The organism is Pseudomonas bubulae, from assembly GCF_037023725.1.
Taxonomy (GTDB): domain Bacteria; phylum Pseudomonadota; class Gammaproteobacteria; order Pseudomonadales; family Pseudomonadaceae; genus Aquipseudomonas; species Aquipseudomonas bubulae.
Window position 1 is genome coordinate 2,431,736 of the sequence record NZ_CP146077.1, and the last position, 14,569, is coordinate 2,446,304.

The window sequence follows — 14,569 nt, forward strand, 5'->3', positions numbered from 1 at the left end:
ACCGCCTAGCCGTGCTTGCCCGCGCCCAGCATGTTTTCAGGACGAACCCACTGGTCAAACTCGGCGTCCGTGAGGTAGCCCAGTTCCAGTGCTGCTTCGCGCAGGGTCAAACCTTCGGCATAGGCCTTTTTGGCAATCTCGGCTGACTTGTCATAGCCGATATGGGGGTTGAGTGCGGTCACCAGCATCAGGCCGCGCTCCAGGTGTTCGGCCATTTTGGCAGCATCGACCTCAAGGCCGGTGACGCAGTGTTTGAAAAAGTTGCTGCAACCGTCTCCCAGCAACTGGATGGATTGCAGCAGGTTGTGAATGATCACCGGTTTATAGACGTTCAGTTGCAAATGCCCCTGGCTTGCAGCAAAGCCGATGGCAACATCGTTGCCCATCACCTGGCACGCCAGCATCGACAAGGCTTCGCACTGGGTCGGATTGACCTTGCCCGGCATGATCGAACTGCCCGGCTCATTGGCGGGCAGTTTGATTTCGGCCAGCCCGGCGCGGGGGCCGGAACCCAGCAGGCGGAAGTCATTGGCCAGTTTCATGAGGGTCACGGCCAGGGTTTTGAGGGCGCCTGACAGGGTGGTCAAGGGCTCGTGGCCGGCCAGCGCGGCAAATTTATTCGGCGCGGTGACAAATGGCAGGCCAGATAACGCAGCCAGTTCAGCAGCAATCGCTTCGGCAAAACCGTGGGGTGCATTCAGCCCGGTGCCCACTGCGGTACCCCCCTGTGCCAGCTCACACACTGCGGGCAAGGCCGAACGTATGGCTTGCTCGGCGTAGTCCAGCTGCGCGATATAGGCTGACAGCTCCTGGCCGAAGGTGATCGGCGTGGCGTCCATCATATGGGTGCGGCCGGTCTTGACCAGTTTCATATGCCGTGCCGACAACTCGGCCAGGCCTCCTGCCAGTTCATTGATCGCGGGCAGCAAATGATTGTGCACAGCCTTGGCAGCGGCGATATGCATGGCGGTGGGGAAGCAGTCGTTGGAGCTTTGCGAGCGGTTGACATGGTCATTGGGGTGGACTGGCGACTTGCCGCCACGGCCTTTGCCCGCCAGTTCATTGGCGCGTCCTGCAATGACTTCGTTGGCGTTCATGTTGCTCTGTGTACCGCTGCCTGTCTGCCACACCACCAGCGGGAACTGGTCGTCGTGTTCACCGTTGAGCACTTCATCGGCGGCCTGTTCGATCAGGCGGGCGATATCGGCAGGCAAATCACCGTTGCGGTCATTGACCCGCGAGGCAGCCTTTTTGATCAAGACCAGGGCATGCAGAACCGCCAGCGGCATTTTTTCGTTGCCGATGGCAAAGTTGATCAGTGACCGCTGTGTCTGCGCCCCCCAATAAGCCTCATCGGCCACGCTTACTTCACCCAGGCTGTCGGTTTCGATACGGCTCATCGGCTCTTTCTCCTTGAAGTCTGACCTGACAGCTTAGGCGTTGATTCACACTAAGGGTTCAATCTTGCGTTTTCGGTGCTTTTGGTCGGCTGATGAGAACGTCTATCAGTGTCGGGGTTGAGTGACACACTTTATTAGGCGCAGAATGGCCGCCCTTGGGGTTAAACCTCGCTTGCTAGAAAAGGAAACTCGATGACCCGTCTTCGCGCCATCTGTACAGCGGTAGCTCTGGTTTGCGCCAGCGGCCAGGTTTTCGCCGATGCAGCTAGCCACGCTGCCAGTGCTGAAACGTTCCTGAAACTGGCACATGCCGATAAGCTGGGTACCCCGGTGTATATGCAAGTGCAGCAAATGTTCGCTCAGCGTTTCGAGCAAACCAAAGCACCAGCCTCCAAGAAAGCCCTGCTGGAAACTTACCAGGCCAAAGCCAACACCGCTCTGGATCAAGCCATTGGCTGGAACAAGCTGAAGCCGGACATGGTCAAGCTCTACACCACCAATTTCACCGAGTCTGAGCTCAAGGACCTGGTAGCGTTCTACCAGTCGCCTCTGGGCAAGAAAGTGCTGGAAAAAATGCCGCAACTGACCCAGCAATCGGCACAAATGACCCAGGCCAAACTGGAAAGTGCAGTGCCGGTTGTCAACAAGCTGCTAGAAGACATGACAGCCGAGCTGGAGCCAAAAGCGGCCCCGGCCAAAAAGAAGTAAGCGGAGCCTGAATGAGCATGCAACAGCGTATTGAAGCGGCGCTAGGCGCTCTGCAACCCGAGCACCTGAGCGTGCTGGATGAAAGCCATATGCACAGTCGTGGGTTGCAGACCCACTTCAAGGCAGTGGTGGTCAGCGAGCAGTTCGCCGGGCTTAACAGCGTCAAGCGTCATCAAAAGGTCTATGCCACCCTGGGTGACCTGATGGGCGAGTTCCATGCGCTGGCTTTGCACACGTACACGCCTGTGGAATGGGCGAAAATCGGCACGGCCCCGGCATCGCCGACCTGTGCTGGCGGTGGGCACTGAGTTGGCGTAATCCGCCTGCTTTTTGTTAGAATCCGCAACGCGCCGCTTCGTCGGCGCGTTTTTTTTTGCGCCCGGTTCACCCTTTACGAGGGTAGCCACCTGGAGATTGATGCGATGACTTCGCCTGTTGTTGTAGCTGCACTGTATAAATTCGTCACCCTTGAGGACTACGTCGAGCTGCGTGAGCCACTGCTCAAGGCCATGGTCGACAACGGTATCAAGGGCACCTTGCTGATCGCCGAAGAAGGCATCAACGGTACGGTATCCGGCAGCCGTGAAGGTATTGACGGGCTGATGGCCTGGCTCAAGACTGATCCGCGCATGGTCGATATCGATCACAAGGAATCCTACTGCGATGACCAGCCGTTCTATCGGACCAAGGTCAAGCTCAAGAAAGAAATCGTCACCCTCGGTGTTGATGGCGTGGACCCGAACAAGAAGGTCGGGACCTATGTCGACCCCGAGAACTGGAATGCGCTGATCAGCGATCCAGAGGTGTTGTTGATCGACACCCGCAACGATTACGAGGTTTCGATCGGTACGTTTGAAGGCGCTATCGACCCGAAAACGACCAGCTTTCGCGAATTTCCCGACTATATCAAAGCCAATTTCGACCCTGCCAAGCACAAGAAAGTCGCGATGTTCTGCACCGGCGGCATTCGCTGTGAAAAGGCTTCGAGCTATATGCTCAGCCAGGGTTTTGACGAGGTTTATCACCTCAAGGGCGGTATCCTGAAGTACCTCGAAGAGGTACCCCAGGAAGAAACCAAATGGCAGGGCGACTGCTTTGTATTTGATAACCGCGTTACCGTGCGCCATGACCTCAGCGCCGGCGAATACGATCAGTGCCATGCCTGCCGCACCCCGATCAGCCTCGCTGATCGCGAGTCCGAGCACTATCAACCCGGTATCAGTTGCCCGTATTGCTGGGACAGCTTGAGCGAGAAAACCCGTCGCAGCGCCATTGATCGCCAAAAGCAGATCGAGCTGGCCAAGGAGCGTAACCAGCCGCACCCGATCGGTCACAACTACCGTAAAGCTGCCGAGGCCTGATATGACAGCGCGCCTGCTCTATGTGATGGATCCAATGTGCTCCTGGTGCTGGGGTTTTTCGCCCATCGCCCAGGCGCTGGTTGAGCAGGCGCAGGCCGCAGGCGTTGAGTTGCATCTGGTAGTGGGAGGTTTGCGCACCGGCAGTGGCTCGGCGCTTGAGCCTGCTACGCGGCGCTATATTCTTGAGCACTGGCAGGCGGTCACAGAGGCCACCGGGCAACCTTTCAACTTCGAGGGGGCCTTGCCCGACGGCTTTATCTACGACACCGAACCTGCCTGCCGGGCTATTGTCGCGGTACGCAGCCTTGCCCCCGATTGCGCCTGGAAGCTGGTCAAACTGATACAGCAGGCGTTTTACGTACAAGGCCGTGATGTGACCCAGGCCAGTGTGCTGGTCGAACTGGCTGAAATCGCGGGAGTGCCGCGTATCGAATTTGCTGCCGCTTTTGACTCTGCCGAGCAGCATGCAGCGACAGCCGCGGATTTTACCTGGGTGCAGGATCTGGGGATTGCCGGTTTTCCGACCTTGCTTGCCGAGCGCAACGGCCAGCTGGCGTTGTTGACCAACGGCTATCAGCCGCTTGCGCCCTTGTCTGACTTGCTTGCTCGCTGGCTTGAACGCGCTGCACGTGTTTGATCCCTCTGCTGTACCGCCTGCGGCTGCGGTGACGGATCGCCTGACCTGGGCCGAAATCCGCCGCCTGGCCCTGCGCCATAAAAAAGCCCTGTGGCTTGCCAACGGCGTTGCCGTGCTGGCGACCCTGTGCAGTGTGCCGATCCCCTTGCTTCTGCCTTTGCTGGTGGACGAGGTGCTGTTGGGTAACGGGGACGCTGCGCTGAAGATCATGAACCACTGGCTGCCGACTGCGTGGCAAAGCGCGGCAGGCTATATCGGCCTGATGCTGGCGATTACCCTGTTGCTGCGCTGCGGTGCTTTGCTGTTTAACGTGCTGCAGGCGCGGCTGTTTTCGCGGCTGGCCAAGGACATTGTGTTTCGCATTCGCCTGCGCCTGATCGAACGCTTGAAGCGAATATCACTGGCCGAGTACGAAAGCCTGGGCAGCGGCACGGTGACGACTCATCTGGTCACCGACCTCGATACGCTCGACAAGTTTGTCGGAGAAACCCTGAGCCGATTTTTGGTGGCGATGCTCACTCTGGTGGGGACCTCGGCGATTTTGTTGTGGATGCACTGGCAGCTGGCGCTGCTGATTTTGTTGTTCAACCCGCTGGTGATTTACGCCACGGTGCAGTTGGGCAAGCGGGTCAAGCACCTGAAAAAGCTTGAAAACGACAGCACGGCGCGCTTTACCCAGGCCCTTACCGAGACGCTGGATTCCATCCAGGAAGTGCGTGCAGGTAACCGCCAGGGCTTTTTCCTGGGCCGTCTGGGGTTGCGGGCGCGAGAAGTGCGGGACTTTGCCGTGGCTTCACAGTGGAAGAGCGATGCCTCCAATCGCGCCAGCGGTTTGTTGTTCCAGTTCGGGATCGATATTTTTCGAGCCGCCGCGATGTTGACGGTATTGTTTTCGGATCTGTCGATCGGTCAGATGCTCGCAGTGTTCAGTTATCTGTGGTTCATGATCGGGCCGGTTGAGCAGTTGCTCAATTTGCAATATGCCTTCTATGCCGCTGATGGAGCCGTTACGCGGATCAATCAGTTATTGGCGCGCAACGACGAGCCACAATACCCCGGCGGCGCCAATCCATTTGTGGGGCGACAGACGGTCGGCATCGAAGTGCGTGACCTTAGCTTCAGCTATGGCGACGAAAAGGTACTCGATCACCTTAACCTGACCATTGCTCCTGGTGAGAAGGTGGCCATTGTCGGCACTAGCGGTGGTGGTAAAAGCACCCTTGTGCAACTGTTGCTGGGCTTATACACGCCGCAGTCGGGGAGTATCCGCTTTGCTGATGCCAGCCAGCCCGAAATCGGCCTGCAGACCATTCGCGAGCATGTGGCGGTGGTGCTGCAACACCCGGCATTGTTCAACGATACCGTGCGTGCCAATCTGACCATGGGCCGTGAACGAACCGATGAAGCGTGCTGGCACGCCCTGCAAATCGCTCAGCTCGATGGCACCATTGATGCGCTGCCCCAGGGCCTGGACAGCATCGTGGGGCGTTCGGGGGTGCGTTTGTCCGGCGGTCAGCGTCAGCGCCTGGCGATTGCGCGCATGGTATTGGCCGAACCCAAGGTGGTGATCCTCGACGAGGCCACCAGTGCCCTGGATGCTGCCACCGAATACAACCTGCATCACGCTTTGGGAAAATTTTTGAGCGGGCGCACAACTTTAATCATCGCTCACCGTTTATCTGCGGTAAAACAGGCTGACCGGGTGCTGGTGTTTGATGGTGGGTGCATTGCCGAAGAGGGCGATCACCAGCAGTTGATTGCAGAGGGTGGGCTCTATGCCAAGCTCTACGGGCATCTGCAGCAGACGTGATGTCGCAGGGTTGTGGGGGCGAGCCTGCACGCGAAAGCCCATGAACATCGCAGTTATCCGGCCAATACACGGTATTGCTCACGATCTTCTCGAGCAGGTTCTTTTGCACAGGCGCATTGCTTGCTTCAATGAACATAATGATGCGGCTGCACGCTTATTGAAGATTTAGATCGGCTCAGACTACTCAATTTTTGAAAAATTGGCCTAGGCTGACTTGTAGTGAGATTTTCTCTCTGGTTTTCATTTGACTCCATGAAGCAAAGGGAACTCATGAAATCTAAACGCCCCCTTGGTACACCACGCTTATTGGGCATTGTTTGGCCTTTTATTGCTGTCGTGCTGTTCCAGGCGTTATTGGGGTGCGTGAGTCTGTATATGCTTTCTGCCGTGAGGAGTTATGTCGGTGGCGAAAGTTTATGGTCCAAGGGGCAGAAGGACGCCATCTACTTTCTCTATCTGTATTCCGATACCCATGACCCGGTTTATTACGAAAAATACACACAGGCCATAAGTGTTCCCCAGGGCGACCATAAGTTACGCCTGGCGATGGATGAGTCCCCACCCAATGAAGTCGCTGCCCGCGAAGGCATTCTGCAGGGCGGCAACAGCGCGCAAGATGCCTCGAGCATTATCTGGTTTTACCGCTACTTCCGCCATGTAAGCTATATGGAAACCGCCATCGAGAAGTGGGCCATAGGTGATGCTTACCTGCTCAAGCTCGACAATCTGGCCCAGGAGATGCACAAGGCCATCCTCGCCGGCAATGCCGATGCTGCGGAGTCCCAGCGCTGGGAAGACGAGATTTTCGCCATCAACGAGGGTATTGCGCCTTCTGCCAAGGCTTTCAGTGATGCGCTGGGTGAAGGCTCGCGCTTTATCTGGCGGTTGCTGGTGGTCATAAACCTGGTCACGGCGGTGGCGCTGATCCTGCTGGTACTCAAGCGCACCCATAAAGTGCTCAAGCAGAGCCGTGCTTTTGCCGAGGCGCTGCAGCTGGAAAAAGAGCGGGCGCAAATCACCCTGCAGTCGATTGGCGACGGTGTTATCACCACCGACGTCAATGGCGCGATTGCCTATATGAACCCTGCGGCCGAGAACTTGACCCAGTGGAAGTCCGAGCAGGCGCAAGGCATTTCCCTGGCTGCGCTGTTCAAGTTGCTTGATGACAACGATCAGGACGAAGGCCCCAGGCTGGTCGAGCGTATTCTCACTGGCGAGCTGGGTAACAGTCGCGAGCACTCCCGGCAGATTCAACGCATGGATGGCAGTACCGTTGCGGTAACCCTTGTGGGTGCGCCAATCCTTCACGATGGCGATGTCAGTGGCGCAGTGCTGGTGCTGCATGACATGACCCAGGAGCGCCAGTACATTGCCAACCTGTCCTGGCAGGCGACCCATGATGCACTGACCGGGCTGGCCAACCGACGTGAGTTCGAATACCGCCTGGAGTTGGTACTGAAGAACCTGGGGCGCCAGCAGGGCCGGCATGCCCTGATGTTTCTTGATCTGGACCAGTTCAAGCTGGTCAATGACACCTGCGGTCACGCGGCGGGTGATGAGCTGTTGCGGCATATTTGTACCTTGCTGCGTACCGGCCTGCGTGAAGGCGATACCCTGGCCCGGCTGGGTGGGGATGAGTTTGGCATCCTGCTGGAAAACTGCCCGGTGGACATGGCGGAAAAAATCGCCGGCGGTTTGCGTCAGGCGGTGCAAAGCCTGCATTTTGCCTGGAAAGGGCGCCCGTTCATGAGCACCATCAGCATCGGCCTTGTGCATATCCATAAAGCGCCAGTCACCCTTGAGTCTTTGATGCGGGCTGCGGACATGGCCTGTTATATGGCCAAGGAAAAGGGCCGTAACCGGGTGCAAGTTTATCATGTGGATGACACGGAGTTGTCATTGCGCTTTGGTGAAATGGCCTGGGTGCAGCGCTTGCATGTCGCACTGGAAGAAAACCGTTTCAGTCTGTATGCCCAGGAAATAACCCCCCTGGGACCTGTGCAGGACGGGGGCGGGCATATCGAGATTCTGTTGCGCCTGCAAGATGAAAACGGTCGCATTGTATTCCCCGACAGTTTTATTCCTGCGGCGGAACGTTATGGCTTGATGAGTTCGATAGACCGCTGGGTGGTCGAAAATGTGTTCAGGATCATTGCGGAATGTTCAGCCCAGGCGGGTGGGCGGCCAATGGCCATGTGTGCGATCAACCTGTCTGGGTCAACCATTGGCGATGATGACTTTCTTGCGTTTTTGCATGAACAATTTGACTGTTACGGCGTGTCGCCAAAACTCATCTGTTTTGAAATTACTGAAACCAGTGCAATTGCCAACCTGGGTAATGCCATCCGTTTTATCAATGATCTTAAAACCCTGGGTTGTCACTTTTCGCTGGATGACTTTTGTGCCGGGATGTCCTCATTTGCCTATTTGAAACATCTTCCTGTCGACTTTTTGAAGATCGACGGCAGTTTCGTCAAGGACATGTTGGACGACCCGATCAATCGTGCCATGGTGGAAGTCATTAATCATATTGGCCATGTCATGGGCAAACGCACGATTGCCGAGTTTGTTGAAAGCACGCAGATTGAAGAGGCCTTGATTGAAATCGGCGTTGATTATGCGCAGGGCTATATTGTCCAGCGGCCACAGTTATTCACGTTCGATAGTTTGTTGCAGCGTCCTCAGCGTGCCCGGGCGTTGACATTGAAGTCCCCGGGCACGTTGCGTTGATCTGTTCTACATTTCTAAAGTCTATTATCAAAAAGGATTTGGATTGTGAGTGAAGTCTTCAACCGAACGGGGCCTCTTATGGAGGAAGCCAGTTACCCCCAGTGGGCCCGGCAGTTGATTCGGGACTGTAGCGAAAGCAAACGTCGGGCAGTCAAACACGAAATTTACAAGCGCATGCGTGACAACACCTTGAGCCCCAGAGCAATGCGCATGTTTCTCGTGGGCGGCTGGCCGGTAGTCGAGCAGTTTTCGTTGTACATGGGCCATAACCTGGGCAAGACCCGCTACGGGCGTCACCCTGGCGAAGACATGGCTCGCCGCTGGTTGATTCGCAATATCCGGGTCGAGCTTAATCATGCCGACTATTGGGTGAACTGGGCGCTGGCGCACGGGGTCAGCCTTGAAGACCTCAATGCCCAGGACCTGCCTGCCGAGTTTCAGGCGCTGAACGACTGGTGCTGGCATAGCTGTTCCAAGGATTCGCTGGCCGTGGCGATGGCTGCCACCAACTACGCCATCGAGGGTGCCGTGGGTGAGTGGGCGGCGATTGTCTGCTCGGCCGATATCTATGAAGAGTCGTTTGCGGTCGATCAACGCAAGCGCGCGATGAAGTGGCTGAAGATGCACGCCCAGTACGATGACGAGCATCCCTGGGAGGCGCTGGAAATTGTCTGTACCCTCGTGGGAATGAATCCGAGCCAGGAGCAGATCACTGAACTGCGCAAAGCCATCTGCAAGAGCTACGACTATATGTATTTGTTTCTGCAAAGTTGCCTGTTGTTCGACAAGGCCGCTGTGGCGCGTGAGCATCGGGAACTGGTCGAGAGCTGAACACCGGCTTTTCAGTGCATAAAAAAACCGCGGGCTGCATGGGATGCAGCCCGCGGTTTTTGTTTGTAGCCCTGTTACTGTGCGTTGAAAGCCTGCCCGTTGATCCCGGTACTGTCCGGGCCCATCAGGTACAGGTAAACCGGCATGATTTCGTGTGGCTCTGGATTGTTCTCGGGGTTTTCACCCGGATAGGCCAGGGCGCGCATGCTGGTGCGGGTCGCGCCGGGGTTGATGCTGTTGGCACGTACCGGGGCCACGCCGTCGACTTCGTCGGCCAGGGTTTGCATCAAGCCTTCGGTGGCGAACTTGGAGACGCCATAGGCACCCCAGTAAGCACGGCCTTTGCGCCCGACACTGCTGGAAGTGAAGATCACCGAGGCGTCCTGCGACAGCTTGAGCAGGGGTAGCAGGGTGCTGGTGAGCATAAACATGGCATTGACGTTGATATGCATCACGCGCATGAAATTTTCCCCCGATAGCTGCTCCAGCGGCGTGCGCGGACCAATGATCGAAGCGTTGTGCAGCAGCCCGTCAAGGCGGCCGAACTCGGTCTCGATCATGGCGGCCAGCTCATCGTATTGATGGGGTTGGGCGGTTTCGAGGTTGAACGGGATAACCACTGGCTGCGGATGGCCCGCAGCTTCGATTTCGTCGTAGACCTGGCTTAGGTTGGCTTCGGTCTTGCCCAGCAGCAATACGGTTGCGCCGTGTGCGGCATAGGTCCTGGCTGCAGCAGCGCCGATGCCGCGACCGGCGCCGGTAACCAGGATCACCCGATCCTGGAGCAGGTTGGGGCGGGCTGAATAATCAAACATAAAAAACCTCAACAAAATCGGTCATCGTTAGCAGCTGCACATCGCGTTATCCAGCACTTTGCGCAGTTCGGCCGGATGATCGACCACCACGTCCGCACCCCAGTGATCAGGGTTGTCGTCAGGGTGGATATAACCAAAGCGCACGGCTGCAGTTTTGGTCCCGGCATCGCGCCCGGACTCGATATCGCGCAGGTCATCGCCTACAAACAGTACGCTGGCCGGGTCAAGGTCGAGCATTTTGCAGGCCAGAATCAGCGGCTCGGGGTCTGGCTTGCTGTTTTTGACGTGGTCGGGGCAAATCAGCAGCGCCGAGCGCTCGGCCAGGCCCAGGCGCTCCATGATTGGCTGGGCGAACCGCACCGGTTTGTTGGTGACGACGCCCCACACCAGATGGGCCTTTTCGATATCGGCGAGCAACTCTTCCATGCCATCAAACAGCTTGGTATGGACTGCGCAATCGCGCTGATAGCGCTCCAGGAACTCCTGACGCAGCTCTTCAAAGCCAGGTGCGTCAGGGTCCATGTTGAAGGTCGCTGCCACCATGGCGCGTGCACCGCCGGAAATCTCGTCGCGGATAAGTTTGTCTGCGACGGGAGGCAGGTCGCGATCGGCGCGCATGGCCTGGCAGATGGCGATAAAGTCCGGCGCGGTGTCGAGCAGGGTGCCGTCCATGTCAAAAAGAACTGCTCTTAAACGCATGTGTTACTCCTCGCGAAGGGTCTGGATCATGTAGTTGACGTCAACATCGGCGGCCAGCTTGTAGTGCTTGGTCAGTGGGTTGTAGGTCAGGCCGATGATGTCCTTGACGCTCAATCCGGCCTGGCGGCTCCAGGCGCCCAGCTCGGAAGGGCGAATGAATTTTTTGAAGTCATGGGTGCCACGGGGGATCAGCTTGAGTATGTATTCCGCACCGAGGATAGCGAACAGATAGGACTTGGGGTTGCGGTTGATGGTCGAGAAGAACACCTGGCCACCGGGCTTGACCATTTTGTAGCAGGCGCGGATCACCGACGACGGGTCGGGTACATGCTCAAGCATTTCGAGGCAGGTGACTACATCGAACTGCCCGGGCATTTCTTCAGCAAGATCTTCAGCAGTGACCTGGCGGTACTCAACGTTTACGCCGGACTCGAGCTGATGCAGCTGTGCCACGGCCAGCGGGGCTTCGCCCATGTCGATGCCCATTACGGTGGCGCCGCGCTGAGCCATCGACTCGCTGAGAATGCCGCCGCCGCAGCCGACGTCGAGGACTTTTTTGCCAGCCAGTTGTACGCGCTCGTCAATCCAGTTGACGCGCAGCGGGTTGATGTCGTGCAGCGGCTTGAACTCGCTCTCACGGTCCCACCAGCGATGGGCTAGCGCTTCGAATTTGGCGATCTCGGCGTGGTCAACGTTGCTCATGGGTAAATCCTCTAAAGCTGAATAATCTGGTAAAGCTCCGGGCGCAGGCCCGAAGGTACTGAATCAATGAGTATGGCCGCTTATGCGTTCGCCCCAGGCCCTTGCGGTTGCGCAGAGTTGCTGCTCGTCCAGGCGGGTCAGGTGTCGATCCTCGAGCAACTGCTTGCCTGCGACCCACACATGTTTAACGCAATCGCGGCCTGTGGCGTAGATCAACTGCGAAACGGGGTCGTAGACCGGTTGCTGGGCCAGACCGCTGAGGTCAAAGGCTACCAGGTCGGCGGCCTTGCCGATTTCGATCGAGCCGGTGTCGCTTTCAATGCCCAGGGCGCGCGCGCCATTGAGGGTGGCCATGCGCAGTGCGCGGTGGGCGTCCAGCGCGGTGGCAGAGCCTGCAACGGCCTTGGCCAGCAAGGCGGCGGTGCGGGTTTCGCCGAGCAGATCGAGGTCATTGTTGCTGGCCGCACCGTCGGTACCCACCGCCACATTGACTCCGGCTTGCCACAGGCGCTCCACCGGGCAGAAGCCACTGGCCAGTTTGAGGTTGGACTCGGGGCAATGAACCACGCTGGAGTTGCTTTCTACCAGCATGGCCAGGTCGTCATCGCTGATCTGGGTCATGTGTACGGCCTGGAAGCGCGGGCCCAGCAAGCCCAGGCGGGCGAGGCGGGCCATCGGGCGTTCGGCGTGTTGCTCGACGGCCTGATGCACTTCGAAGGCGGTTTCGTGAACGTGCATATGAATGGCGGCATCCAGCTCGTCGGCGATGACCCGGATTTTCTCCAGGTTGTCGTCGCTTACGGTGTAAGGCGCATGGGGGCCGAAGGCAATTTTGATCCGCGGGTGAAACTTCAGGTCGGCAAACAGTTCGACGGCCTGGCGCAGGGATTCGTCTGCGCTGCTGGCGCCGGGAATCGGAAAGTCGAGAATCGGAATGGCGATTTGTGCACGGATACCGCTCTTGTGCACGCACTCGCTGGCAACTTTCGGGAAAAAATACATGTCGCTGAAACAGGTGATGCCGCCCTTGAGCTGTTCGGCGATGGCCAGGTTGGTGCCGTCGCGCACGAACTGCTCATCGACCCATTTGCCCTCGGCCGGCCAGATATGCTGTTCGAGCCAGGTCATCAGGGGCAGGTCGTCGGCCATGCCGCGGAACAGCGTCATGGCCGCGTGCCCGTGCGCGTTGATCAGCCCCGGGCTGAGCAGCATGTCCGGCAGCTCGCGGGTTTGCGTGGCGGTGAGCTTCAGCGCCTGTTCGCGCGGGCCGATGAACACAATGCAGCCGTCGCGAATGCCCACGCCGTGATCCTTGAGTACGACACCGGCCGGTTCTACAGGCACCAGCCAGGTGGGTAACAGCAGTAAGTCCAGGGGCGTGGTTGGGGTCGGCATCGAAAACTGATTCCAGTGCGTTATAAAAGGAGGCGAAGTATACCCGAGCGTCTTGGGGGTGGGCTCGCTATAATCGGCCGCTTTGTTACCAGGTAATGGGGGAAGGCATGCGCGATCGACTGTTGGCTGCGGAAAAGGTTAAGGCCATCGATTGGCGGGATGACGCCCTGTATCTGCTGGATCAACGCATTCTGCCCTTTGAAGAGAGCTGGTTGGCGTACACCGGCGTTGACGGTGTGGCGCAAGCGATTCGCGACATGGTCGTGCGCGGCGCCCCGGCAATCGGTATCGCGGCGGCCTATGGCGTGGTGCTGGCTGCACGTGTGCGCAAGGCTGCAGGTGGTGACTGGCTGGCAGCGCTGGAAGAGGACTTCACCCTGCTGGCGGACTCGCGTCCTACGGCAGTGAACCTGTTCTGGGCCTTGAATCGCATGCGCGAACGTCTGGCTCGAAGCCAAAACCGCGCGGATGTATTGCAGGTGCTTGAGGCAGAGGCTGTTGCCATCCACGAAAGTGATCGCGAGGCCAATCTGACCATGGCGCAGTTGGGTGTCGATGTCATTCGCCGCCATCAGGGCAATGCCCAGGCGGTGCTGACCCACTGCAACACCGGAGCCCTGGCCACAGGCGGCTTTGGTACGGCGCTGGGGGTCATCCGGGCGGCCTGGCTCGAAGGCATGATCGAGCAGGTCTATGCCGACGAAACCCGGCCCTGGCTGCAGGGTTCGCGCCTGACTGCGTGGGAGCTGGCCAATGAAGGCATCCCGGTGGTGCTGAATGTCGATTCGGCAGCAGCGCATATCATGAAAACCAAAGGCGTCACCTGGGTGATCGTGGGCGCTGACCGCATCACTGCGAATGGCGATGTGGCGAACAAGATCGGCACCTACCAACTGGCGGTCAACGCCATGCACCACGGCGTGCGCTTTATGGTGGTGGCCCCGAGCTCGACCATCGACATGGATCTGGCCTCGGGTGATGACATCCCGATTGAGGAGCGTGACGGCCGCGAACTGCTGGAAGTGGGTGGCAAGCGGGTCGGCGCGGATGTGCAGGCCTTCAACCCGGTGTTTGATGTGACGCCTGCGGACCTGATCGATGTGATTGTCACCGAGAAGGGTGTGATTGAACGCCCGGATGCGGCGAAGATGGCGCAATTGATGTGCCGCAAGCGCTTGCATTGAAACGCAAGCCTGTCATCGCTGCCGAAGGTCGCGAAGAGGAATGCGGGTGCTTCAAATCGCCTCCAGAGTCCCTCTGGGGCCCTTCAGGCCGATAAACGTCGTAATTACTACGCTCCATGCGCATCTGAGGGATAGGTGCGTGGCGGCGATTGTGATAACATTCGGCGGTTTCCAGGGTGACCCGCAAGGGTTGCCCTTACTGCGCAAATCCGTGACATAACTTGTTGATTTGTCGTAAGTCGTTGCGTGGCACGTGGCCAGCGGCGGCGAGCTTCGTTCGTCCCGAATGGATGTGGC

General features: G+C 58.1%; 13 protein-coding genes. 8 read left to right on the forward strand and 5 right to left on the reverse strand.

Annotated features, from left to right (window positions below; all coding sequences use genetic code 11):
• Positions 1 to 5 precede the first annotated feature (5 nt).
• Positions 6 to 1,400: a class II fumarate hydratase gene (locus V6L81_RS11280; protein ID WP_095002819.1), complete on the reverse strand. Its 1,395-nt coding sequence runs from the start codon at positions 1,398 to 1,400 to the stop codon at positions 6 to 8.
• A 192-nt stretch (positions 1,401 to 1,592) separates the two neighbouring features.
• Between V6L81_RS11280 and V6L81_RS11285 the strand changes: the two genes are divergently transcribed.
• From V6L81_RS11285 to V6L81_RS11315, 7 genes are all read left to right on the forward strand, one after another.
• A complete protein-coding gene (locus V6L81_RS11285) occupies positions 1,593 to 2,108 on the forward strand; it encodes a DUF2059 domain-containing protein (RefSeq protein WP_095002818.1) in 516 nt (171 codons plus the stop codon).
• An 11-nt stretch (positions 2,109 to 2,119) separates the two neighbouring features.
• Positions 2,120 to 2,416, forward strand: coding sequence for a BolA family transcriptional regulator (locus V6L81_RS11290; protein ID WP_130871743.1), 297 nt, complete (start codon positions 2,120 to 2,122; stop codon positions 2,414 to 2,416).
• 114 nt (positions 2,417 to 2,530) lie between these two features.
• Positions 2,531 to 3,469, forward strand: coding sequence for a rhodanese-related sulfurtransferase (locus tag V6L81_RS11295; RefSeq protein WP_095020244.1), 939 nt, complete (start codon positions 2,531 to 2,533; stop codon positions 3,467 to 3,469).
• Between the two features lies 1 nt (position 3,470).
• Entirely contained in the window at positions 3,471 to 4,106 is a 636-nt protein-coding gene (locus V6L81_RS11300) for a DsbA family protein (protein ID WP_095002815.1), read from the forward strand.
• A 28-nt stretch (positions 4,107 to 4,134) separates the two neighbouring features.
• Complete coding sequence (locus V6L81_RS11305) at positions 4,135 to 5,916, forward strand: ABC transporter ATP-binding protein (protein ID WP_169916727.1); 1,782 nt, start codon at positions 4,135 to 4,137, stop codon at positions 5,914 to 5,916.
• A gap of 270 nt (positions 5,917 to 6,186) precedes the next feature.
• Positions 6,187 to 8,646, forward strand: coding sequence for an EAL domain-containing protein (locus V6L81_RS11310; protein ID WP_095020242.1), 2,460 nt, complete (start codon positions 6,187 to 6,189; stop codon positions 8,644 to 8,646).
• 45 nt (positions 8,647 to 8,691) lie between these two features.
• Positions 8,692 to 9,477 carry a TenA family transcriptional regulator gene (locus V6L81_RS11315; protein ID WP_095019029.1) on the forward strand — a complete coding sequence of 262 codons (786 nt, stop codon included), beginning with the start codon at positions 8,692 to 8,694 and terminating at the stop codon, positions 9,475 to 9,477.
• 74 nt (positions 9,478 to 9,551) lie between these two features.
• On the opposite strand, the gene V6L81_RS11320 is transcribed toward V6L81_RS11315, so the two are convergent.
• The 4 genes from V6L81_RS11320 to V6L81_RS11335 form a co-directional block, all read right to left on the reverse strand.
• Positions 9,552 to 10,292, reverse strand: a complete 741-nt coding sequence (locus V6L81_RS11320; protein WP_095002811.1) for a YciK family oxidoreductase — start codon at positions 10,290 to 10,292, stop codon at positions 9,552 to 9,554.
• Positions 10,293 to 10,319: 27 nt separating this feature from the next.
• The gene (mupP, locus tag V6L81_RS11325) at positions 10,320 to 10,991 is read right to left on the reverse strand and encodes an N-acetylmuramic acid 6-phosphate phosphatase MupP (RefSeq protein ID WP_095002810.1); all 672 of its coding nucleotides are present in this window, start codon (positions 10,989 to 10,991) and stop codon (positions 10,320 to 10,322) included.
• Between the two features lie 3 nt (positions 10,992 to 10,994).
• Positions 10,995 to 11,693 carry a bifunctional 2-polyprenyl-6-hydroxyphenol methylase/3-demethylubiquinol 3-O-methyltransferase UbiG gene (gene ubiG, locus V6L81_RS11330; RefSeq protein WP_095002809.1) on the reverse strand — a complete coding sequence of 233 codons (699 nt, stop codon included), beginning with the start codon at positions 11,691 to 11,693 and terminating at the stop codon, positions 10,995 to 10,997.
• Positions 11,694 to 11,756: 63 nt separating this feature from the next.
• A complete protein-coding gene (locus V6L81_RS11335; RefSeq protein ID WP_095019028.1) occupies positions 11,757 to 13,088 on the reverse strand; it encodes a TRZ/ATZ family hydrolase in 1,332 nt (443 codons plus the stop codon).
• A 107-nt stretch (positions 13,089 to 13,195) separates the two neighbouring features.
• Here V6L81_RS11335 and mtnA point away from each other — a divergent pair, with 107 nt between their 5' ends.
• Positions 13,196 to 14,272, forward strand: a complete 1,077-nt coding sequence (gene mtnA / locus V6L81_RS11340; protein WP_095002807.1) for an S-methyl-5-thioribose-1-phosphate isomerase — start codon at positions 13,196 to 13,198, stop codon at positions 14,270 to 14,272.
• The last annotated feature ends 297 nt before the right edge of the window (positions 14,273 to 14,569 follow it).